Source organism: Blastococcus sp. HT6-4 (assembly GCF_039679125.1).
Lineage (GTDB): Bacteria > Actinomycetota > Actinomycetes > Mycobacteriales > Geodermatophilaceae > Blastococcus > Blastococcus montanus.
In genome coordinates, this window is record NZ_CP155551.1 from 1,249,359 (window position 1) to 1,271,627 (window position 22,269).

At 68.1% G+C, this 22,269-nt stretch carries 18 protein-coding genes, 2 tRNA genes and 1 pseudogene; 12 read left to right on the top strand and 9 right to left on the bottom strand.

The window, feature by feature from the left end; all coding sequences use genetic code 11:
- Nucleotides 1–222: 222 nt before the first annotated feature.
- The gene (locus ABDB74_RS06125; protein ID WP_346622564.1) at nucleotides 223–1,608 is read right to left on the bottom strand and encodes a hypothetical protein; all 1,386 of its coding nucleotides are present in this window, start codon (nucleotides 1,606–1,608) and stop codon (nucleotides 223–225) included.
- Between the two features lie 347 nt (nucleotides 1,609–1,955).
- On the opposite strand from ABDB74_RS06125, the gene ABDB74_RS06130 reads away from it, so the two are divergent.
- The 3 genes from ABDB74_RS06130 to ABDB74_RS06140 all read left to right on the top strand — a co-directional run bounded on the left by ABDB74_RS06130 (nucleotide 1,956) and on the right by ABDB74_RS06140 (nucleotide 4,071).
- Entirely contained in the window at nucleotides 1,956–2,270 is a 315-nt protein-coding gene (locus ABDB74_RS06130; RefSeq protein WP_407062165.1) for a transposase, read from the top strand.
- Nucleotides 2,258–3,016 carry an IS30 family transposase gene (locus ABDB74_RS06135; protein ID WP_407062154.1) on the top strand — a complete coding sequence of 253 codons (759 nt, stop codon included), beginning with the start codon at nucleotides 2,258–2,260 and terminating at the stop codon, nucleotides 3,014–3,016. Before ABDB74_RS06130 ends, ABDB74_RS06135 begins: the two co-directional genes overlap by 13 nt.
- Before the next feature lie 395 nt (nucleotides 3,017–3,411).
- Nucleotides 3,412–4,071: a hypothetical protein gene (locus tag ABDB74_RS06140; RefSeq protein WP_346622565.1), complete on the top strand. Its 660-nt coding sequence runs from the start codon at nucleotides 3,412–3,414 to the stop codon at nucleotides 4,069–4,071.
- Between the two features lie 1,008 nt (nucleotides 4,072–5,079).
- Here the strand turns inward: ABDB74_RS06140 and ABDB74_RS06145 are convergent.
- From ABDB74_RS06145 to ABDB74_RS06160, 4 genes and pseudogenes are all read right to left on the bottom strand, one after another.
- A pseudogene (locus ABDB74_RS06145) lies at nucleotides 5,080–6,242 on the bottom strand (IS3 family transposase).
- 72 nt (nucleotides 6,243–6,314) lie between these two features.
- Entirely contained in the window at nucleotides 6,315–7,262 is a 948-nt protein-coding gene (locus ABDB74_RS06150; protein ID WP_346622567.1) for a hypothetical protein, read from the bottom strand.
- On the bottom strand, nucleotides 7,241–7,615 hold the full coding sequence (locus ABDB74_RS06155; protein WP_346622568.1) for a hypothetical protein: 375 nt from the start codon (nucleotides 7,613–7,615) through the stop codon (nucleotides 7,241–7,243). The genes ABDB74_RS06150 and ABDB74_RS06155 overlap by 22 nt, the downstream gene beginning before the upstream one ends.
- 132 nt (nucleotides 7,616–7,747) lie before the next feature.
- Entirely contained in the window at nucleotides 7,748–9,460 is a 1,713-nt protein-coding gene (locus tag ABDB74_RS06160) for a DUF262 domain-containing protein (protein WP_346622570.1), read from the bottom strand.
- 209 nt (nucleotides 9,461–9,669) lie between these two features.
- Between ABDB74_RS06160 and ABDB74_RS06165 the strand changes: the two genes are divergently transcribed.
- On the top strand, nucleotides 9,670–9,900 hold the full coding sequence (locus tag ABDB74_RS06165; protein ID WP_346622572.1) for a hypothetical protein: 231 nt from the start codon (nucleotides 9,670–9,672) through the stop codon (nucleotides 9,898–9,900).
- 246 nt (nucleotides 9,901–10,146) lie between these two features.
- Here the strand turns inward: ABDB74_RS06165 and ABDB74_RS06170 are convergent.
- Nucleotides 10,147–10,220, bottom strand: a tRNA-Gly gene (locus tag ABDB74_RS06170).
- A 136-nt stretch (nucleotides 10,221–10,356) separates the two neighbouring features.
- Between ABDB74_RS06170 and ABDB74_RS06175 the strand changes: the two genes are divergently transcribed.
- The 6 genes from ABDB74_RS06175 to clpX all read left to right on the top strand — a co-directional run bounded on the left by ABDB74_RS06175 (nucleotide 10,357) and on the right by clpX (nucleotide 16,643).
- Nucleotides 10,357–11,811 carry an amidase gene (locus tag ABDB74_RS06175; RefSeq protein ID WP_346622573.1) on the top strand — a complete coding sequence of 485 codons (1,455 nt, stop codon included), beginning with the start codon at nucleotides 10,357–10,359 and terminating at the stop codon, nucleotides 11,809–11,811.
- A 50-nt stretch (nucleotides 11,812–11,861) separates the two neighbouring features.
- Nucleotides 11,862–11,935 (top strand) — tRNA-Pro (locus tag ABDB74_RS06180).
- Nucleotides 11,936–12,067: 132 nt separating this feature from the next.
- Nucleotides 12,068–13,531 (top strand): trigger factor, encoded by a 1,464-nt coding sequence (tig, locus tag ABDB74_RS06185; protein WP_346622575.1) that lies wholly within the window; start codon nucleotides 12,068–12,070, stop codon nucleotides 13,529–13,531.
- Between the two features lie 251 nt (nucleotides 13,532–13,782).
- Nucleotides 13,783–14,421: an ATP-dependent Clp protease proteolytic subunit gene (locus tag ABDB74_RS06190; protein WP_407062155.1), complete on the top strand. Its 639-nt coding sequence runs from the start codon at nucleotides 13,783–13,785 to the stop codon at nucleotides 14,419–14,421.
- Between the two features lie 20 nt (nucleotides 14,422–14,441).
- Entirely contained in the window at nucleotides 14,442–15,071 is a 630-nt protein-coding gene (locus tag ABDB74_RS06195; protein ID WP_346622577.1) for an ATP-dependent Clp protease proteolytic subunit, read from the top strand.
- 297 nt (nucleotides 15,072–15,368) lie between these two features.
- Complete coding sequence (gene clpX / locus ABDB74_RS06200) at nucleotides 15,369–16,643, top strand: ATP-dependent Clp protease ATP-binding subunit ClpX (RefSeq protein WP_346622578.1); 1,275 nt, start codon at nucleotides 15,369–15,371, stop codon at nucleotides 16,641–16,643.
- Nucleotides 16,644–16,761: 118 nt separating this feature from the next.
- Here clpX and ABDB74_RS06205 read toward each other — a convergent pair whose 3' ends face one another.
- The 3 genes from ABDB74_RS06205 to valS form a co-directional block, all read right to left on the bottom strand.
- Nucleotides 16,762–17,124: a DUF559 domain-containing protein gene (locus ABDB74_RS06205; protein WP_346622579.1), complete on the bottom strand. Its 363-nt coding sequence runs from the start codon at nucleotides 17,122–17,124 to the stop codon at nucleotides 16,762–16,764.
- A gap of 65 nt (nucleotides 17,125–17,189) precedes the next feature.
- Nucleotides 17,190–17,675, bottom strand: coding sequence for a hypothetical protein (locus ABDB74_RS06210; RefSeq protein ID WP_346622581.1), 486 nt, complete (start codon nucleotides 17,673–17,675; stop codon nucleotides 17,190–17,192).
- A gap of 139 nt (nucleotides 17,676–17,814) precedes the next feature.
- Nucleotides 17,815–20,400: a valine--tRNA ligase gene (valS, locus tag ABDB74_RS06215; RefSeq protein ID WP_346622582.1), complete on the bottom strand. Its 2,586-nt coding sequence runs from the start codon at nucleotides 20,398–20,400 to the stop codon at nucleotides 17,815–17,817.
- Nucleotides 20,401–20,499: 99 nt separating this feature from the next.
- Here valS and ABDB74_RS06220 point away from each other — a divergent pair, with 99 nt between their 5' ends.
- Together ABDB74_RS06220 and ABDB74_RS06225 are read left to right on the top strand one after the other, a co-directional pair.
- Nucleotides 20,500–21,855, top strand: a complete 1,356-nt coding sequence (locus tag ABDB74_RS06220; protein WP_346622584.1) for a folylpolyglutamate synthase/dihydrofolate synthase family protein — start codon at nucleotides 20,500–20,502, stop codon at nucleotides 21,853–21,855.
- Entirely contained in the window at nucleotides 21,852–22,259 is a 408-nt protein-coding gene (locus ABDB74_RS06225; RefSeq protein WP_346622585.1) for a DUF4233 domain-containing protein, read from the top strand. Before ABDB74_RS06220 ends, ABDB74_RS06225 begins: the two co-directional genes overlap by 4 nt.
- The last annotated feature ends 10 nt before the right edge of the window (nucleotides 22,260–22,269 follow it).

Sequence of the window (22,269 nt, forward strand, 5' to 3'; positions counted from 1 at the left end):
TCGCAACGGCAGCTCCGTCGGGACGCCCCTCGGAGACCTCAGGATGTGGCCCAGATGCCGCCCTTGGGCGAGCCAGCGGTAGCTGTCGCCAAGCGGCCCACGATGGGATCGCCGCCTCATCACTCGTGTCCGGTTGGCGCAGGGGCGCGGCCTGTGCACAGCGGGCCGGCGTCGTAGGCAGGCTGAACCCCTCCGCTGGCCGCGAAGCTAGCGCGTCACTTCTTAAGGGGCGTCAATCTCGTAGGGGATGAGATCGAGCGGCGCCAGGGCATGATCGGCGACGGGAACAACGAGTTCGCCTTCCCGCCGGGCGTCCACGCGCGTCGAGGTCGCGCTCCAGTTGAGCGTGACCGTGGAGCCTGGCTCTTCCGCCACCACCAGCATGAACGGCGTCGCGTTAGCGACTCCGTGGGGCCGAATGTCTCCCAGCTGCAGGGTGACGGTCGTGACCGGCGGGCCGTTGTCGATGTCGATACGTAGGCCTTTGAGGCTCACCGAAGGTGATGAAGACAGCAGGCGGGACAGGGGCGACGCAAGCCCCGGGACATCCGGCGAGAGGCCGCTGAACAGCCTGCTCATGTCTGGGGTGCCGTGAGCCTTGGGTGGCCGCGGGAGTGACCACTCGGTGTCCTCGCCCTCGTCGTAGGCGAGCACCCGCCCCTCGATCTGGAGGGTGAGTTCAACGTCGGGCAGATTCCGCACGGTCGGGTTCGTCACCCGCAGGTTCATCAGATTTAGTTGCTGGCCCAGGACCTTGCGCAAGATCGCCTGTGGGACGGCCTTCCGGCATTTCTGAAGGTGAGCCTCGACCTCCTCCTCGTACTGCTCACGGCTCCGGGGGTCTGCCCGTATCGCCCTTGCCATGGCGGCCTGCATCCTGGCGGTGCCCTCCGGGAGCGGCTCCTCCGGTGGCGGCTCGATGGCCAGGACCGCCTCCCGCCGCTGAAAGATCCACGCGTTGATCCCGTCGGCGCTCAGATCCAGCGGGGTGAGGACAGCCGGGTCGGCGGGCCACTCGACGTCCAGGTCCAGGCTCTGCTCCGGCTGCTGGCCACGAAGCAGCCGGTCCTGCAGCATCTGCAGCTCGCCGGGACCGGCGGGAAGCGTCCGGGCTTGCCTGCGCACGAAGACTGTGCCCGCGTCGGCCCCGGGCTTGCCCTTCTCACTCTGAAAGGTCTTGGCCAGCGGGTAGAAGCGGTCACCCCAGCGGGGCGACTCCACGGTGACGACGAGGACGTCCTTGCCCTGAACTTCCACGAAAATGCCTGCCCACACCGGGCCGGGATTGCCGAGGTACTTGTCCAACGCGGCGTCCAATCTGGCGAGGTCGATCAGAGTCACGCCCTCGACCGATCCGGGTTCGACCCCAACGAGGACGTAGCCGAGGCCCGCCATGAAGCGGGCGGCGTGGTCGGGGTGACGGTTCGCTGAGCCGAGGATCTGGCGGGCAAGGCTGAAGGCGCCCTCGGGCGTGGTCAGGTCGAGCGCCGACTTCCACTCGATCCAGTCAGCCTCGTCCTCGTCCTTGCCGGCGACGACCGCCTCGGCCAGCTTGACAAGATCCGCCGGTCGGCGCAGTCCTTCGTGCACCTCGATGTTGAGCGCCACCCGCTCCGCCTCCCCGCAGCGTCGATGACGCGCATCGTCCTACACGCTGTCCCATGGGCCGCCTTTGGGACTGTCCTCCGACACTCGCGAAGACGACGCAAGCACGCCCTGACGCGCTACCTCGGCAGCACCCGACGCTCCTCCGATGAAGACTGGAGAACCGCAAGATCATGAGGCCACACACCTCTTGCATTTGCGGTAATAGGGGCCGCCCCGTGGTCATCGACGAGGTGCTCGCGGGCGTCACCGGCGAGGCTCGACGTCTTGCTGCCCGTCGCGATCCTCGAGTGGCTTTCGCAATGAGTGCCTGCCGGTGACGTCTCCGGGGTCCGGGCGGTTGACGCCTGATAGGAGCCTGGGCTGCGGCAGCCCCCTCCCGCGAACGCACCAGCCGGCCCGGGCAGGGCAAGACCGACCCCGGTGACGCGGTCGCCATCGCCCGCATCACCGCCCGCGAAACCGGCCTACCTCCGGTTCGCCTCGCCGTCGGCCAGGCCGCCGACCTGCGAGCCCTGACCGACTACCGGGCCCAGCTGGTCGCCGAACGCACCGCGCTATCCAGCCGCACCCACGCCGAGCTGCACGGCCTGTTACCCGGCTACCACGCCCGGATCCCGCGGCTGACCGGGGGCAGACGTTCATCGCTGCCGTGCAGGACCTGATCGCCGGTGACACCAGCGTGCGCGCGCAGCTGACCCGCCGGCGGCTGGTCCGGCTGGCCGAGCTGACTGCAGAGATTCAGGAGATCACCGGACTCATCACGGCTGCGGTCGAGCAGGTGAAGACCGGCCTCACCGACGTCTACGGCCTCGGCCCGGTCAGCGCGGCCACCATCCTCGGCGAGGTCGCCGACATCCGCCGCTACCGCTCAAGGCACGCCTTCGCCGCCGCTAACGGGACCGCCCCCATCCCGGCCTCCTCCGGCCGGACCACCCGGCATCGGCTCAACCGGTCGGGCAACCGCACGCTCAACCGCGTGCTCTACATGATCGCGATCACCCAGATACGCGCCGACACCGAAGGACGTGCCTACTACCAGCGCAAACGCGCCGAGGGCAAGACCAACCGGGAAGCCCTGCGCTGCCTCAAGCGACGCCTGTCCGACGTCACTTCACTGGCCCGGCAAACCCTGACCTGGGACCAGGGTTCGGAGATGGCCTATCACCACCTGCTGGAGGAGTACTTCGCCGACGGCATCTTGTTCGCCCCGCCGGCCAGCCCGTGGCTGCGGGGCACGAACGAGACCACCAACGGACTCCTCCGCCAGTACTTCCCCAAGGGCAGCGATCTGCGCACCTTCACACTCACCGATCTGCGAACGGTCGAACAGCGCATCAACAGCCGCCCGCGGAAGCGACTCCCCTGGCGCAGCCCGGCCCGCGCCATGGCGACGGAGCTGGCAGGGTGAACCGGTCAGCGTTGCGACGACCACGCGAATCCGCCGTGGAACCCGCCTGCCGCCAGGGGGTCAGTTTTCAGGCGCCGTCGACGAGGAGCCGGGAGAGGAGCTAGGCCCTGGAGGCTCTCTGCGAGGTCGGCAGGACAGACAGCTTGCGGCCCCGCCGCATCGGCTAGCGACCACCCACAGTTGGAGAGGCCAGCAAGCTCGAAGGATCAGAGACCAGTGAGGCTCGACCAAGTCAGGGGTGGCTCGAGCGTGCGATTGACCGCCATGCCAGACCGAACCGGCAGCGTGTCACTAGAGGGACGCCTTCAGGACACACACCCAAGGCAGTTCCATGTTGACGTGTGGCGCTACAGTCGCGCTAGGAGCCGTCCAGTAGGGAGCGACCACAGTTGGCTGTGACGCCGATTATCGTGCCGGACACTGATCGGCCCACGTTGCAGTGGCTGGCCAAGGCTCCGCCCGAGTTGGTCCAGCAGCTAGCGGCCGCCATAGGCGCTGCCGCTGTGCCTCAACGCACCTCCCTCGCCGCCAGGCTTGGCGAGGTTCGCTTGCCTGAGGGGGGGCCGGGAGCGCAACAGATCACAGACGCATTGCTCGGCGTGAACTCCTTCCGGTTCTCGCACGGACAGACGGTGGAAGAGACAGTCGAGGGACTCGCTCGTTCGCAAAGCCTGAGCTTGGGGGATGAGGAGCGAGTACGTCTGCGAGAGCACATGGCTGCGCTACTGCATCAGCGACCGCTTGAGGTGGTCGCTAAGGCCATCGACCTCCGCAGCGAGCAGGACAGGCTTTTTCACCTTTCGCGCATCTACACAGATGCGCGACCCGTCTATGGCGACGATGCCGACCTCGACCCGGTGGGCTATGTTTCCTTTCATATTTTGAAGATCGATCACTACGAAGACGGAGACTACAGGTCCTTCCGCGTGGCGCTCGACGACGAGGACTTGGATAACTTGAGAGATTCCGTCGATCGAGCAGTCAGAAAGCGCGGGAGCCTGCATAGATACATGCAGGAAAGGCATATTCCTCTCATCGACGTTGAGGTGGACTGACGATGTACGGGACGCAGGAGCGGTATGAGTTTCAGCCGGCCCCGTATGGCTCCGAACACGAGCTCCGTGGGTTCGGTCATTCACCAGAGACTGTGGCGGGACCGCGAGCGCGGTCTCGAGGGGCTCACGGTGCCCCTCCCTTGAGAGACAAGGCATTGCGGGGTTATAGGTTCGCCGAAGGTGAGCGCAGGGATGCGCCGAGCCGGAGTGCCGAACCCTCCGACGTTCCCACTTCTCGGGCTAACGCTGGCGAAAGGGTGAGGCGAAAGGTCGCGGAGCGCCCGACGTATATCCTGGACCGAGGCTACCAAGTACTAGCCGGCCTCCTGGGCCTGACCATACTGCTTGTCGCAACAAACCTGCAGTTGGCCCCACCGCTGATTGGGATGATGCTTGTCGCCTGGGGATCTATGGTATATGTCGATGCCACGGTGCGTGGGAAGTCCGTCTTTGACCCGCGCCTTGCTGCAATCGCAATATTTGGTGGGGTAGGATTCATCGCCATGGGTTTCCTGGGCCTCTCCTCCACGTAGGACATGACGGCTCCAAGTACAGGTCGACGGGTACTCGCTAACCTGGTTGGGATTGCGACGCTAATCTTCATCGCGGCAGTCGTCTGGGCCCAATTCCCGAACGATCTGAAGATTTTGGATGCGTTACTACGTGGCGTAGCAGTCCTGGAGGGGCAGGAGGGCGCAGCGACACCCATTGCGCTCGTAAATATTGTGATGGTTCTTGCTGTGCTGACTTTCGTCCTCGGCTCCCTTGCCCTTGCCACGCTAACGAAGCTTCTCGCGGCCTTCTACGCCAATGTGGTGTCGGTGATCCTGGGAGACCGTTTTCAGCCGGTAGACGTGAGAGAGAGCCTCCCTCCATTGCGCTGGTTCTGCCTTCCATTTGGCTGCCTATTTCTATCTATTGGGATTGTCCGGGTATACGAAGCGACGGGCTAAGCGGGAGCTCTCGGGGGGACTGCCCCCACGCAGTTGACTCATCGGGTTGGGGTGGTCAGGCCGCGGTAGCGGCGAGTTGGAGTGTCTCGTGCTCGACCGGAGCAGGTCCTCCGAGTCGGCGTTGCCGCCGGCGGCGGTGGTAGGTCCGCTCGATCCAGGTGATGATCGCTAGCTAGCCGTAGTTCTTCTTGAGTGGCCCATCGCTGCCGGTCGAGCAGGTTCTTCTGCAGCAGCGCGAAGAATGACTTCATCGCGGCGTTGTCACCGCACGCGCCGACTCGGCCCATCGAGCCGACCAGTCCGTTGTTCCTGATGGTGCGGACGAAGGTTTTCGAGCGGAAATGGCTGCCACGGTCAGAGTGCACCGTCGTGCCGACCGGGCTGCGCCGGATGATGGCGTTGCGCCGGCCGCCACCGCCGGGGAGGTTTTCATCCGCGAGTTGATGGAGTGGTCGAGATCCGTCCGGAGTAGGCGTCCTTGATCGCGCAGAGGTAGAGCTCCGCCCCCGGCGGTGTTGTGCTCGGTGATGTCGGTCAACCAGGTGACGTTGGGCGCGGTGGCGGTGAACTAGCGGTCGACCAGGCCGTCGTGCACTGGCGGGCCGGCCCTGCTCTTCAGCCCGCGCTTTTTGGCGAGCACCGACCAGATCCGCTGCACCGAGCACAAACCGAACGACGCGACTCTCATCTGCAGTGATGCCCCGATCGCGGATTTCGTCGGCGATGAACCGGTAGCCGAACGGCGGGTCATCACGGTAGATGTCGATCGCGGCGGTGAGCAGGCACGCGTCGACCCAGTCCCGCTGTGAGACCGGGTTGGCGCACCACTTGTAGAAGGCCTGCTTGGAGAAGCCCAGCCGGCAGGTCACCGCGACGGTAATGTTGTCGGCGGCCAGTTCACGGACCAGTGGGTACATCATGTTGGGAGCACGTCGCGGGTGAAGTAAGCCGTCGCCCGCCGAGGATCTCGTTCTCTTGCTCCAGCAGCTTGCTGCGCTTCCGCGGCTCGCGCAGCTCCGCGGAGTCGTCCTTCGAGCCCCCACCGGGGTCGGCCGAGGTGGGTGGGGCGAGGCCGTCTTCGCGGTCGGTGATCTTCAGCCAGCGCTGCAGGCAGGACTCCGAGATTCCGAAGTCCCAGGTGATTTGGGCGATCGACACCTCGCTGCGGCCCACGGCGATCACGTCACGACGGAACTCCGCCGAGAACGGCTTGGGCACGATGCTGATCCTTCCAGTGAGGCCGCAGCCGCACAGACAAGGAGTCAATCCAAATCGGGGCAGTCCCGGTCGTCAATCCAGCAGACGGGAGCTGCCGAGCATCACCTGCTCCGCTAAGAAACGAGCTAGGGGGAGCTCCTTGCGCAGCAAGTCCTCATGGACGTAAGGCCGATAACGTTTGCGCTCCCCACCCTTAGCGTGCACGATGGCATTCCTGGTCTTGTACACTCGCCGAGACAAGGATTCGGCGAGAGCGGGTCCGCCAGTCGCTGCGAGCAAGTCCACCGTACCGGCGTCCGCGAATGAGACCTTATTGCTTGCATAGTATGTAAACAGGTTTTCGTCGTACCTCCTCACCTCCTCGATCAACGCCTGAAAGCTGACATACTTTTCCAGCGTCAGTTGCAGCGCAAGCCGCTCGTCAAAGGAGACGTGCTCTTCCTTCAACTCTCGGACTTCTCGTTGGATCAGCTTCACAAGGCCCCGTAAGTCGTCGTCGCGACGAAGAGAAAAGCTAGGCAGAGCGAGGCGGTCGCGTACCAGATGCAGAACCCTGTCGTCGAAGACTGCATCGAAGTAATGCTCAGCTATGTGGTAGTAGTTGAGGTACTGTGCCGCTGGATCTTCTGATGCCAAGGCGGCAAGGTAGTGGTGAAGCAGGTCACCGTTATACACTCGGCGTGGCGCCTGTATCTCATTCATTCGGGCACGTCGGCTATTGGCTAGGCGCGCCGCACTAAACAGCCCGCCAAGGCTTCGCACAGGCACGAGCGAGAGATTGGCGTTATAAGCAAACTGAAACAGACAAGAGTTAACGTAAGCAGTCAACGCTGCGCTTGGGCGGCTCCGCTCTGACTCGACGACGACGGTGGTAAACCGGCGAGTTGCAAGGTGCAGCAATAGCTCGAGACCGTTGCCGCTATCTAGGTTTTGCTGCACCCGATCGCGATATGCCCGCATCTGTACGGAGCGCACCAGTTCAGACCTGGTCTCATGGCTCATGAACTGATGCAGAAGCATATAGAAAACTCCGGGCTCGGCGGACCGATCGCGTAGCTCAACTGCGCATCCGCGTCCTCAAGGCGTAGACGTTCTTCTCTGCGCCGAGTGAAGGCTGCCGTCGGATAAGCTGCTTCTTCGCGTATGAGCACCTCGATCCGCTCCGGCCAGATAAGAGCCACTCTGGCCTCCGTCGAGGCGTCAGCACCCGCCAGACGATCTAAAATCATGTCTAAATCGGCGACATCGAACAGCGCTGGGCCTTCGAGTGTCTGTGACTGTAGGACGAAGTGCCCGGTCTCAGGTTCCTGAAGCTCGGCGCGGAAGATGGCTCGGAGGGCTGCAAGCACGTCTACTCGTGACGGGGCAGTCATGCATTCTCCTTGGACGGCGTTGGCGGACAGGACGCTTTGGCTGGTGCCAATGCACTGCGCTCAATCTTCTTCGCTGGGGCGAGAGATTGCAGATGACGACTCGCCCCGAGGTGAAGCTGACGGGTCAGCGCCTTACCCCAGATCCGTGGTCTCGGACGCCTCGTCGTTGGGATCCCCATCGGTTGTGAGGGTCTCGCCCTCCGGAAGAGCAGGGGCAGCGTCTTCAAGGGATCGTTCGCCGACGAGTTCGAGGGCGCGCGACTGCAGGGTGTCCGATCGTGCGCGGAGGAAGGCGTCATAGTCGTTGCGCAAGGCTGCGTCCAGCGCATCAGAGGAGATGAAGCTGCGCTTGAGTCGCGCCAGGACTTCTTCCCTACCAATACTTGCGATCAGATCACCGAGGTACTCGTGCGGGGCCTTGTTGCTGATCGTGATATTACTGGTAGACGTCAGCATTACGATGTTCGCCACTGCGTTCGCCTTGCCGGGCGTGATGCCCTGCGACTTCAGGAAATCGCGAGGGAAGAAGTGGTGGTACTCCTTATCGTTGCTCCATGCGAGAGACTTGCGGGCGTCGATGCGCTGGCCAGTGAGAAGGTCCAGAGGATCTTCGTACGAGAGCATGAGAGCAAGCATCTTGGAGACGGCACTGTTTGAGCGGAATTGCGTCATCCGCCAGACGTCGCCGCGGGGAAGGGGAGCGGCCGCGGGGAGCTCGGCGCTGCCGTTCGCGAAGGCGCTAACGGCGGCGTAGTCGCTGGACATCTGGCCCGTGTTCCAGCCCCCAAAGTAGCCGCCCAGAGTGGTACGCCAGAACCACTGTTCGATCGCCAAGAACTGTTGGCCGGTAGGGCTTGGTACGCGCCGAAAGAGCTCAGCAAGGACCGCGAACTGATTGGCATAGGGCAAGGCTGCCGCCCTGGGAGCTCGTATGTGGCTCGCGAGGAAATCGACGGCGCGGCGTGAACCCTCGCGTACGCCCCGCATAATGTCCTCGAGCTCGTCCGTCGACTTCTCGCGGAGACTGTCCATGTCATCGACGGCGAAACCGTAACCAGCGACAGCGGACGTGATGCGTAGGATGGTCTTGCGGTCGAACGTTCCGTAGTCTCGCGTGTCGAGCTCGGCCAAAATTTCATCGATCGCGTCGCGCAGGTCGAATGCCGGGTCCCACGTTGCCGCTCGCATGAGATCGACGATCGTCAGTGGCGTAGCGGTACTGTTGATTCGCTCGAAAATCGGCGCAATATCTTTGATCGGCATATCGCCGAGGGTGACCGCTGCGATCATGTAGTCCTGGAACCGGTTGAATAGTGCATCGGCACGCGACCTTACTTCATGGTCGTCGAGGACCGAGATTCGGCGGAAGTATGCCGCTGGATCCGATAGATAGCGCAGGGGCACTTGGGTCAGAGGCGGCTCCTCCAGGGTATGCAAGTGGATGAAACGCGTCAGCTTCAGGTCGTAAACGATGTTCCAAAGACTGTCCGGGTCGTCCGCTGGCTTCCAGTGAAGTGCGCCGCAGACCGTAGACAAGCGCTGCTGGCCATCCAAGAGGTAGTTGACGGGGTAGTCGGGCCGGCGGTCGGCGATCGTGAGCCCTGCGATTGATCGCTCGTTCGCGAGCTCTTGCTTCGACTGCCAGAGAAGAATGCTTCCGATGGGATAGTTCAGCGCGATGGAGTCGAGCAGTCCGAGAACCTTGCCGCGCGGCCAGACGAAGTCACGCTGGAACTTCGGCAGGAGGATATCGCCGGTGAGGACGCGCTGGGCCAGCTGTGAGAGCCTCTCAACACTGGGTCGCGGATCCTTAGATGGCGCGGCGGTTGGGTTCTGCTCGGTCACACGCTTCCAATCTCGTACGCGGTCGTCGCACGGTAGGACGCGTGCTCTGAGGATGTGTGGCGACACACCGTCAGAGCCTGGCCGGTCGCTTACCGCGTTTCGCACCGGGTCTTGGAGTGGTCGGGCGGGGGTCGGCAGCGGGCTGTCGGAGTTCGGAACTCGTGCAGCTGTCTCGGGACATCGTTCACAGCTGAGCCCCGGGATGGACGATGGTGCGGCAGCTGGTCGTCACGGCGGTGCTGGTCGAGGGGCCCAGCAAGCACGAGGTCGTCCGGGACTACGGCGCAACTCGCGGCTGGGTCATCACCCTCGTCCAGCGGCGTCTGGCCGAGGGCGACGCCGGCCTGTGGCCGCGATTGCGGCGGCCGTTGCGCAGTCCGCGACTCAGGTCTCCGCCGTCGTGGGAAGTGGTCCACGGAGCGCCGATCGACATCTTTTGAGCTCCCGGCCGCCGGAACGATACGGAGACAGGCAGGAGCGGTGGCTCTGTGACCCATCTGGGTCACGAGGTCCTGTCCGGCGGGCGGGAGAGGGGCCTCACCAGACTGTTTCGGCCGCGCGGCGTGACCCATTCATGACCCACGCAGCGGAAAACTGGGGTCTCCAGGGGCCTGAAACGGTCCTCTAGGAGGCTGCTCCGGAGTTCCTTCAGACGGGCTGGCAGGCCGCTGGGCTGCGGTTATGCGTGGAGCGGGTGACCGGGATCGAACCGGCATGGCCAGCTTGGAAGGCTGGGGCTCTACCATTGAGCTACACCCGCGAGGTGCCCGACCAGCGTAACGGCCGGCGTCCGGGGCCCGCGCAGGAGCCACTCGGCGGGGCATGGATCCGCGTCGTCCGGACTGCCCGCCGCCGTGATCGGCCGCCTGTCGGTGCTCGCCGCTACGGTGCCGGACGTGACCGAGACCACGTGGCTGGACGCCACCGCGCAGGCCGAACTCGTGCGCACCGGGAAGGCCAGCCCGGCCGAGTTGGTCGACGCGGCGATCGAGCGCATCGAGCGGGTGAACCCCCGGCTCGACGCGGTCATCCGCGACCGGTTCGAGGCAGCCCGCAAGGAGTCCGGCGGGGACCTTCCGGACGGTCCGTTCCGCGGGGTGCCGATCCTGCTCAAGGATCTCGGCTGCCACGTCGCCGGGGAGGAGACCAACTACGGCACGTCCTTCCTCCGCGACCCCGGATACCGCTGGCCCACCGACAGCTACCTCGCGCAGCGCTTCCGGGCGGCGGGCTTCGTCGTCCTCGGCCGCACCAACGTGCCGGAGTTCGGCACGACGATCACCACGGAGCCGGCCGCCCACGCCCCGGCTCGCAACCCGTACGACACCAGCCGCTCCACCGGGGGCTCCAGCGGCGGCTCCGCAGCCGCGGTCGCCGCCGGCCTGGTCCCCGCCGCCCACGCCAACGACGGCGGTGGATCGATCCGGATCCCGGCCGCCGAGTGCGGGCTGGTCGGCCTCAAGCCCACCCGGGCGCGGGTCAGCCAGGGCCCCGACGTGGGGGAGAGCTGGGCCGGCGCCACGATCGACGGCGTCGTCACCCGCTCGGTCCGCGACACCGCCGCCGTCCTCGATGCCATCAGCGGCCCGATGCCCGGCGATCCGTACGTCGCCCCGCCGCTCCTCAGGCCCCTGACCGACGAGGTCGGGGCACCGGTGGGCCGGCTGCGCGTCGGACTGCTGGATGCCGACCCGGGGGAGCAGTACCTGGACGACCCCGCGTGCCGGGCCGCGGTGCAGCAGGCCGGACGGCTGCTGGCGGAGATCGGCTGCGACGTCGAGCCGGGGACGCCGGATGCGATGTTCGACCCGCAGTTCCCGCGGTTCTTCACCACCACCATCTCCGCCGACGTCGCCCTCACCCTCTCCGCGCTCGAGCGGGGTGCGCTCGGCCGGCCGATCGAGGACACGGAGCTCGAGCCGCGCAACGCCATGTACCGCGCCGTGGGACGGAAGCTGTCCGCCGAGGACTACGTCGGCGCGCGGATGTGGCTCGGCGCGTGGACCCGCCGGATGTCCGGCTGGTGGGCGCCGCGCGACCAGGGCGGCGAGGGGTTCGACCTGCTGGTGACCCCCACGATCGCCGCACGGCCACCGGAGCTTGGCTGGCTCACCGCCGCCGGACCCAAGGAGGAGGGCCGGCGGATCAACAGCCTCATGCCGTACACGGCCCAGTTCAACGTCACCGGGCAGCCGGCCATCAGCCTGCCGCTGCACTGGACCGACGAGGGTCTCCCGGTGGGTGTCCAGCTGGTCGCCGCCTTCGGCCGCGAGGACGTGCTGGTCCGGGTGGCCGCGGCACTGGAGCAGGCGGCGCCGTGGGCGGATCGGCGTCCGGCCGTTTCCGCCTGACGGGTTCCGGGGCGGGCGCCCGCGCGGTGGCGCCTAGACTCGGGCGGCCACGGGGTGTGGCGCAGCTTGGTAGCGCACCTGCTTTGGGAGCAGGGGGCCGCAGGTTCAAATCCTGTCACCCCGACCGGACGATCACGGTGCGCGCATCCCGCCACCGCGCGCATGCCCCCAACGTCTCTAGACTCGGGGGTCGACCCGGCGTCACCGGACCCCGCGGGCGCCCACAACCGCTGTCTTACCGAGGAGCACTGCCGCTGTGAAGAGCACCATCGAGGAACTGGGCCCCACGCGGGTCCGGATGGCGATCGAGGTGCCCTGGGGGGACCTGGACCACGCTTTCGGTGAGGTCTACAAGGAGCTGGGCAAGCAGGTCCGCATCCCCGGGTTCCGCCCCGGCAAGGTGCCCAACCGGGTGCTTGACCAGCGCATCGGCCGCCCCGTCGTCCTGGAGCAGGTCGTCCAGCACGCGGTCCCGGAGGTCTACTCCGAGGTCATCCGCGAGAACCAGGTGCGGGTGCTCGGCCAGCCCGACATCGAGGTCACCCGCCTCGACGACGGCGACACCCTCGCCTTCACCGCCGAGGTCGACGTCGCCCCGCAGCTGGAGCTGCCGCCCCTCGAGGACCTCGCCGTGACCGTCGACGACGTCGAGGTCACCGACGAGGAGATCGACCAGCAGATCTCGGTCATGCGCGAGCGCTTCTCGATGCTCACCGGCGTCGAGCGCCCCGCCCAGGACGGCGACTTCGTCTCCATCGACCTCGAGGCCAAGCTCGACGGCGAGGTGCTCGAGGACGGCTCGACCACCGGTATGTCCTACGAGGTCGGCTCCGGCAACGTCATGGAGGGCCTCGACGAGGCCGTCCGCGGCCTCTCCGCCGACGAGTCGGCGACCTTCCAGACCGCCCTGCTCTCCGGCCCGAACTCCGGCCAGATGGCCGACGTCACCGTCACCGTGCGCTCGGTCAAGGAGAAGGAGCTGCCGGCGCTGGACGACGAGTTCGCCCAGACCGCCAGCGAGTTCGACACCCTCGAGGAGCTGCGGGAGGACGTCCGCACCCGCCTGGCCCGCACCAAGGTGATCCAGCAGGGTGCGCAGGCCCGCGACAAGCTGGTCGAGCACCTCCTCGAGACCGTCGAGGTGCCGATGCCGGAGACCCTGGTCGAGCGCGAGGTCGAGTGGCGCAACCGCGCCTTCGAGCGCGAACTCCAGCAGGCCGGCATGGACTGGGACGCCTTCCTGCAGATGTCGGGCGTCGAGAACCGCGAGGCCTACGACTCCGAGCAGCGCAAGAACGTGGAGGAGGCGGTCAAGACCCAGTTCATCCTGGACGCGATCGCCGACGCCCGTGAGGTCACCGTCGACAACGACGACCTCTCCGCGCAGATCATGGCCCAGGCCCAGCGCAACCGGATGAGCCCGGAGCAGTACGCCCAGCAGCTGCAGCAGTCGGGCAACATCGCCGAGTTCGTCGCCGACGTCCGCCGGACCAAGACGCTGGCCCAGCTGCTCGAGCAGACGACGATCACCGACGCGTCGGGCAACACCGTCGACCTCGAGGCGCTGCGCCCGAAGACGGTCCAGGCGCCCGCCGAGGAGACCGCCGCCGGGGAGACCGCGGAGGCTCCGGCCGAGGACGAGGACATCGCCGTCCAGGCCGTCGCCACCGAGGCCGCCGAAGGGGCGACCGAGGACACCGAGGACGTCAGCAAGGCCTGATCCACCCCCGCACGACCGGTACGACGCCGCCCCACCCGCACCCGGGTGGGGCGGCGTCGTCGCATCCGGGGCCGCCGCGCTGCGCCGACGGCGAACACCGGCCGGACGGGGAGTGTCCCGTCGGAGGTCCGCGTTAGGGTCGACAGGACTCAGGCGATCGCCGGGGGGTAGCTCCTCCCGGAGGGCCGTTCCGGGCCCCGCACCACACGAGATCTACTGCCACGACGCGTCCTACGGAGGTCACCGCACCCGTGAGCACCACCGACCCGATCTTCGCGAGCGCACCGATGATGCGTGGCGCCAGCGGCATGATGAACCTCGGCGACTCGGTCTACGAGCGCCTGCTGCGCGAGCGCATCATCTTCCTGGGCACCCAGGTCGACGACGTCATCGCCAACCAGCTGGCCGCCCAGATGCTGCTGCTCTCCGCCGAGGACCCCAAGCAGGACATCCACCTCTACATCAACTCGCCCGGTGGTTCGGTCAGCGCCGGCATGGCCATCTACGACACGATGCAGTTCATCGACTGCGACGTCGCCACCTACGGGATGGGCCTCGCCGCCTCGATGGGCCAGTTCCTGCTGACCGCCGGCACCAAGGGCAAGCGCTACGCCCTGCCGCACGCACGGATCATGATGCACCAGCCGTCCGCCGGCGTCGGTGGCACGGCGGCGGACATCGCCATCCAGGCCGACCTGTTCCGCCGGACCAAGCGCGAGCTCAACGAGCTGCAGTCCTTCCACACCGGTCAGGACATCGAGCAGATCGAGCGCGACTCCGACCGTGACCGCTGGTTCACCGCGCAGGAGGCCCTCGAGTACGGCTTCGTCGACCACGTGGTGAGCAAGGCGGCCATGACCGACAGCGCCAACCCGGTCTCCGACAACTGAGCTCCCGAGGACTGACACAGATGAGCTTCCAGATGCCCTCCAGCCGTTACATCCTGCCCTCCTTCGTGGAGCGCACGAGCTACGGCATGAAGGAGTCGAACCCGTACAACAAGCTCTTCGAGGAGCGCATTATCTTCCTCGGGGTGCAGATCGACGACGCGTCGGCCAACGACGTGATGGCCCAGCTGATCACGCTGGAGTCCGCCGACCCCGACCGCGACATCACCATCTACATCAACTCGCCCGGCGGCTCGTTCACGTCGCTCATGGCGATCTACGACACGATGATGTTCGTCCGGCCCGACATCCAGACCGTCTGCATGGGCCAGGCCGCCTCGGCCGCCGCCGTCCTGCTCGCGGCCGGGACGCCGGGCAAGCGCCTGGCGCTGCCCTACTCCCGGGTGCTGATCCACCAGCCCTCGGGCGAGGCGGGCGGCCAGGTCTCCGACCTGGAGATCCACGCCGCGGAGATCCAGCGGGTGCGCTACCAGATGGAGGAGATCCTGGCCCGGCACACGGGCCGCACGGCCGAGCAGGTCCGCTCCGACATCGACCGCGACAAGATCCTGACCGCCGGCGAGGCCAAGGAGTACGGCATCGTCGACCAGGTCATCCAGAGCCGGAAGCTCAACGCCCTCCCCACTCCGTGATCCGGTACGGGCCGGGCACGCGCGGGACGCGTGTTCGGCCCGTACCGTCGGAGGTCTGAGGGCACGACGGGACAGAAGTGGGACGGCCGGGACGTTCCGGGTGAGTCATTGCCCGAGCTCGTCCGCGGCGGCGGGTACGTTCGGCGAACGCCCGATCCCCGGCCGGAAGCGCTGGGAGGAGAGCCTCGCGGGACAGCCTGTCAGCGAGGACGTGCAGGGGCAGAAGACAAGCAAGCAGGGTCCAACCCGCGGGTACCTGACACCAGGACCGGCGACTGTCGAGGTGGAGGTCAGCAGGTGGCACGTATCGGTGAGAGCGGTGATCTGCTCAAGTGCTCGTTCTGCGGCAAGAGCCAGAAGCAGGTCAAGAAGCTCATCGCTGGCCCCGGGGTCTACATCTGCGACGAGTGCATCGACCTCTGCAACGAGATCATCGAGGAAGAGCTCTCGGAGTCGTCGGACCTCAAGTTCGACGAGCTGCCCAAGCCCAAGGAGATCCACGACTTCCTCGACCAGTACGTCATCGGCCAGGACAAGGCCAAGCGGACGCTCTCGGTCGCGGTCTACAACCACTACAAGCGGATCCAGGCCGGCGGTGACCGCGCCTCCCGCGAGGACGCCGTCGAGCTGGCCAAGTCCAACATCCTGCTGATCGGCCCGACCGGCTGCGGCAAGACGCACCTGGCGCAGACGCTGGCCCGGATGCTCAACGTGCCGTTCGCCATCGCCGACGCCACCGCCCTCACCGAGGCCGGCTACGTGGGCGAGGACGTCGAGAACATCCTCCTCAAGCTGATCCAGGCCGCCGACTACGACGTCAAGCGGGCCGAGACCGGCATCATCTACATCGACGAGGTCGACAAGATCGCCCGCAAGAGCGAGAACCCGTCGATCACCCGCGACGTCTCCGGTGAGGGCGTGCAGCAGGCGCTGCTGAAGATCCTCGAGGGGACGACGGCGTCGGTGCCGCCGCAGGGTGGCCGCAAGCACCCGCACCAGGAGTTCATCCAGATCGACACCACGAACGTGCTCTTCATCGTGGGTGGCGCCTTCTCCGGCCTGGAGCAGGTCATCGAGGCGCGGGCCGGCAAGCAGGGCATCGGCTTCGGCGGCGAGATCCGCGGCAAGAAGGAGATCGAGGAGGCCAACGCCTTCGCCGAGGTCATGCCCGAGGACCTGCTGAAGTTCGGCATGATCCCCGAGTTCATCGGCCGGCTGCCGGTCATCACCAGCGTGCAGAAGCTCGACCGTCAGGCGCTGATCAACATCCTGACCGAGCCGAAGAACGCCCTGGTGCGCCAGTACCGGAAGCTCTTCGAGCTCGACGGCGTGGAGCTGGAGTTCACCGACGACGCGCTCGAGGCCGTCGCCGACCAGGCGATCCTCCGCGGCACCGGCGCCCGTGGCCTCCGCGCGATCATGGAGGAGGTGCTCCAGTCGGTCATGTACGACATCCCCAGCCGCGAGGACATCGCCACGGTGGTCATCGGCAAGGAGGTCGTGCTGGAGCACGTCAACCCGACCATCGTGCCGCGCAAGCCGTCCCGCGCCCCCCGCGAGAAGTCGGCCTGATCCGCAGCTGACGTCACAGCGAGCCCGTCCCCGGCACCGGGGGCGGGCTCGCTGCGTTTCCGGGCCCGGCCAGGAGCGTTGCTCCTCCACCGGCCGTTCGGGGTGCTGAACTGGCCGGTCACGGAGCAATGCCGAGTCGACGCTCGTAGACCGCCCTGATCTGGGCGCGGCACGCCGCCGGGTTCCGGGTGAGCCGGCGGTAGCTGAACCGGAGCACGATCCAGCCGGCGGCGGCCAGGGCGGCGTCCCGTCGGAGGTCGCGTTCACGGGCCTCCGGGCTGCCGTGGAAGGCCGCTCCGTCCAGCTCGACGGCGAGCTCGACCTCCGGCCAGGCCGCATCCAGCAGTACGGGGCCGTCGGGCAGCAGCACACGGTGCTGCTGCCGGCAGGCCGGGAGCCCCGCCACGTCGAGCACGTGCTGGACGCCGAAGATCTCCAGCTCGCTCTGGCAGCCGCCCGCGATCAGCCCGAGCAGCGTCACCAGGGAGGCGCGGCCGGGCAGCTCCGGCCGGAGCTCGAGCTGCGCCGTCAGCTCGTCGACGCCGATCAGTCGCTCACGGGTGGCCCGGAGGCAGGCGGACCGGGCGACCGAGTCGAAGCCCGCATCGCCCGGGCCCGATGCGCGTCGCCCCAGGTGTCGATCAGGGAGCGGGCGAGCGTGGTCGCGGGCAGCCCTCGGACACGGACGACGGCTGTCGGGATCCGGGAGCGGTGCACGCGGAGCCAACGGGAGCTCCGCAGCCGTCGTTCTCCGGCGACGGTCACGTCGAGCCGCGTCACCCGGTTGTCGACGACGCCGTGCACGGCGAGGGCGCTCATGTGGCTCAGCGGGCCGCGCACGTACCCGGTGGCGGCGTACGCACGCACCGTCCAGTCCTCCGCGAACTCCGGCGTCGTCACCCAGCCGGGGTGGAGCTGGACCAGACGGCCGGTGGCGAGCCAGCGACCCACCGATCGCGCACTCGCCGATGCGGACACCGCCGCGACCGACGCCGTCCGCGTCGGCCCGAGCAGGGGGAGCAGGTCGTGCACAGGCACAGCCTGCGGCGCGATCACTCGGACCCGGGGCCGTCGTCGCGAACCTGTGGACGGCGCCACCAGCGTTGCTCCTCAGCCGGCCATTCCGGTTGCGGAAGTGGCCGGCTGAGGAGCAACGCCCGGCGAGGGCGCGTCAGGCGTCGGCGACCTCGGCCAGGACGACGTCGACGGTCAGCTCGCCCTCGCCCGGGCGGATGGTCAGCGTCCGGATCCGGCCGGCGTCGACGAGGTCCGAGCGGGCCGCCTCCAGCGCGGGCACCTGCACGGCCGGGGCGGTCACCGTCGCGGTCTCGACGTCGGCGCGCATCGACTGCTTGGCGTCCGACTTCGCCTTCCGCACCCCGGCCAGCGCCGCCGCGGCCACCGACACCACCGCCGGGTCACCGCCGGTCGGCAGCTCGGTCGCGGTCGGCCACAGCGCCCGGTGCACCGAGCCGGTCTGCCACCAGGACCAGACCTCCTCGGTGACGAACGGCAGCACCGGCGCGAACAGCCGCAGCTGCACCGACAGGGCCAACGCCAGGGCGGCCTGGGCCGACGCCGCGCCCGGTCCGTCGCCGTAGGCCCGCGACTTCACCAGCTCCACGTAGTCGTCGCAGAACGACCAGAAGAACGACTCGGTGACCTCGAGGGCGCGGGTGTAGTTGTAGGCGTCCAGCGCGGCCGTCGCCTCGTCCACCACCGAAGCCAGCGAGGCCAGCAGGGCCCGGTCGATCGGCTCGGTCACCTGGTCGGCGGTGTGCGCGGCCGAGGCGCCGGAGCCGAGGGCGAACTTGCCGACGTTGAGGATCTTCATGGCCAGCCGCCGGCCGACCTTCATCTGCGCCTCGTCGAACGGCGAGTCCGCACCCGGCCGGGCGCCCGCAGCGCGCCAGCGCACCGCGTCGGTGCCGTACCGCTCCAGGACGTCGATCGGCGTCGTCGCGTTGCCCTTGGACTTCGACATCTTCTTGCGGTCGGGGTCGACCACGAAGCCGGAGATGGTGGCGTGGGTCCAGGGCACGGTGCCGTGCTCGAAGTGCGCGCGGACGACCGTCGAGAACAGCCAGGTGCGGATGATGTCGTGCGCCTGCGGCCGCTGGTCCATCGGGAAGACCTTGGCGAACAGCTCCGGGTCGGTGTCCCAGCCCGAGGCCACCTGCGGCGACAGCGACGACGTCGCCCAGGTGTCCATGACGTCGGGGTCGGCCATGAAGCCGCCCGGCTTGCCGCGCTGGTCCTCCGTGAAGCCCTCCGGGACGTCGGACGACGGGTCGACCGGCAGCGCCTCCTCCGGCGCGAGGATGGGCGCCGAGAAGTCCGGCTCGCCCTCGGAGTCGAGCCGGTACCAGACCGGGAACGGCACGCCGAAGAACCGCTGGCGGCTGATCAGCCAGTCGCCGTTGAGGCCCTCGACCCAGTTGTCGTAGCGGTGCCGCATGTGCTCGGGCACCCACTGGATCTCCCGGCCCCGGGCGACCAGGGCGTCGCGCAGGTCGGCGTCGCGGCCGCCGTTGCGGATGTACCACTGCCGCGTGGTGACGATCTCCAGCGGGCGCTCGCCCTTCTCGAAGAACTTCACCGGGTGGGTGATCGGCTTCGGGTCGCCCTCGAGGTCGCCGGACTCGCGCAGCAGCTCGACGATCCGCTGCTGGGCGGAGAACACCGTCTTGCCCGCGAGCTCGTCGTAGGGGTGCGTCGGGACGTCGGCCGGCGGGTCGGCCAGCAGGCGGCCGTCCCAGCCGACGATCGCCCGGGTCGGCAGCTGGAGCTCCCGCCACCAGGTGACGTCGTTGAGGTCGCCGAAGGTGCAGATCATCGCGATGCCCGAGCCCTTGTCCGGCTCGGCGAGGCGGTGGGCGACCACCGGCACCTCGACGTCGAACAGCGGCGTCCGGACCGTCTTCCCGAACAGCGGCTGGTAGCGCGCGTCGTCGGGGTGCGCGACCAGCGCGACGCAGGCCGGCAGCAGCTCCGGCCGGGTGGTCTCGATGAAGACCGGGCCGTCGGGGGAGTGGAAGGCGATCCGGTGGTAGGCGCCCGGGCGCTCGCGGTCCTCGAGCTCGGCCTGCGCGACGGCGGTGCGGAAGGTGACGTCCCAGAGGGTCGGCGCCTCCTGCGCGTAGGCCTCGCCGCGGGCCAGGTTGTGCAGGAACATCCGCTGGGCGGTGGCCCGCGAGGTCGCCGAGATGGTCCGGTAGACGTTGGACCAGTCCACCGAGAGCCCGACGCGGCGCCAGAGCTTCTCGAACTCGGCCTCGTCCTCGGCGGTCAGCTGCTCGCACAGCTCGACGAAGTTGCGCCGCGAGATCGGCTGCTGGTCCTTGCCCGGCTTGGCCGGGGGCTCGAAGGACGGGTCGTAGGGGAGCGCGGGGTCGCAGCGGACGCCGTAGTAGTTCTGCACCCGCCGCTCGGTCGGCAGCCCGTTGTCGTCCCAGCCCATCGGGTAGAAGACGTGCTTGCCGCGCATGCGCTGGTAGCGGGCGACGATGTCGGTGTGGGTGTAGCTGAAGACGTGCCCCACGTGCAGCGAGCCGCTGGCGGTCGGCGGGGGAGTGTCGATCGACCAGATCTGCTCGCGCGGCGCCTGCAGAGCCGCCGCGCGGTCGAAGCCGTAGACGTCCTCGGACGCCCAGCGGCCGATCCACTTCTCCTCGAGCCCGTCGACGGACGGCTTCTCCGGTACGCCGACGGTGGCTCCCGGCGTCGCGCTGTCCGGGGTGCGGGAGTCGGTGACCATGTGGCTCAGTCTAGGAACCGGACGACCGACGACAGCCGAGGGAGGAGCGGACCGGGGCGCGGAGCCGGTCCGGTGTCCTCGGCTGGCATCCTGAGCAGGATGAGCAACAGCAGCACCGGTGACATGGCCCGGGTGGAGAAGGAGCTGCTCGCGCGCTGGCCGGAGAGCCGGCTGGAGCCGTCGCTCACCCGCATCACCGCGCTGGTCGACCTGCTGGGGTCGCCGCAGCGCGCCATGCCGGTGATCCAGGTGGCCGGCACCAACGGCAAGACGACGACGGCGCGGATGATCGACGAGCTGCTGCGCGGCTTCGGGCTGCGCGTCGGGCGCTTCACCAGCCCGCACCTGGAGACCATCCGGGAGCGGATCGTGCTAGACGGCGAGCCGGTGAGCGCGGAACGTTTCGTCGAGACCTACGAGGACATCGCGCCCTACGTGCAGATGGTCGACGCCGCCGGCGAGATCCCGATGAGCTTCTTCGAGGTCATGGTGGGCATGGCCTACGCGCTGTTCGCCGACGCGCCGGTCGACGTCGCCGTCATCGAGGTCGGCATGGGCGGCACCTGGGACGCCACCAACGTCGCCGACGCGCGGGTCGCCGTCGTCACGCCGGTGGCCCTGGACCACGCCGAGTACCTGGGCCCCGACGTCGGCACCATCGCCGGGGAGAAGGCCGGGATCATCAAGGGCGACGCGATCGCCGTCCTCGCCCACCAGGAGCCGGCCGCGCTCGACACGCTCGTCCGCCGCGCCGTCGAGGCCGACGCCGTCGTCGCCCGCGAGGGCACCGAGTTCGGCGTGCTGGAGCGGAAGGTCGCCGTCGGCGGGCAGCAGGTGCGCCTGCAGGGCCTGGGCGGCGAGTACGAGGAGGTCTTCCTCCCGCTGTTCGGTGCCCACCAGGCGCAGAACGCGGTCACCGCGCTGGCCGCCGTCGAGGCGTTCCTCGGCGCCGGGGCGGCGACCGGCCCCATCGAGCAGGAGACCGTCCGCGCCGCGTTCGCCGCGGTGCGCTCGCCCGGCCGCCTGGAGCGGGTGCGCACCAGCCCCAGCGTGCTGGTCGACGCCGCGCACAACCCGGCCGGCATGACGGCGACCGTGGCGGCGATCCGGGAGTCCTTCGACTTCACCCGGCTCGTCGGCGTCGTCGGCTGCGTCCACGGCAAGGACGTCGCCGGCATGCTCGCCGCGCTGGAGGAGGTCTGCGCCGAGCTCGTCGTCACCCAGAACAGCTCGCCTCGGGCGATGCCGGCCGACGAGCTCGGAGACCTCGCGGTCGACGTCTTCGGCGCCGACCGGGTCAGCGTCTCGCCGCGGCTGACCGAGGCGCTCACCGAGGCGATCGAGCTGGCCGAGGCCGGCCCCGACGACGCGCTGGGCGGCTCGGGGGTGCTGGTCACCGGCAGCGTGATCACCGCCGGCGAGGCCCGCGGCCTGCTCTCCCGGGGCCGGTCGTGACCGCGCCCGACCCCGCCCGCGCCGCGAAGGCGCTGCGCGGCGCCGCGGCCGCGGTCCTGGTGCTGGAGGGCATCGCCGTCCTCTTCGTCCCCCGCGGCATCGCGCAGACCGAGGAGGGGCTCGGCGGGGTCCGGCTGACGCTGCTGCTCGTGCTCGCCGTCGTGCTGATCCTCGCCAGCGGGATCCAGCGGCGTCCGCGGGGCCTGGTCATCGGCACCGCCCTGCAGGTGCCGTTGCTGCTCACCGGCCTGCTCAACAGCGTCATGTGGTTCGTGGCCGGCGCGTTCCTGATCATCTGGTTCTACCTGCTGCAGGTGCGCAAGGAGCTGCTCGGCAGCCCGTTCGAGGCCGTGGAGAGCCCCGGGCCGGGCGACGGCGAGGGCGAGGAGCGGGCCACCCCGTAGGCTCCGCCCC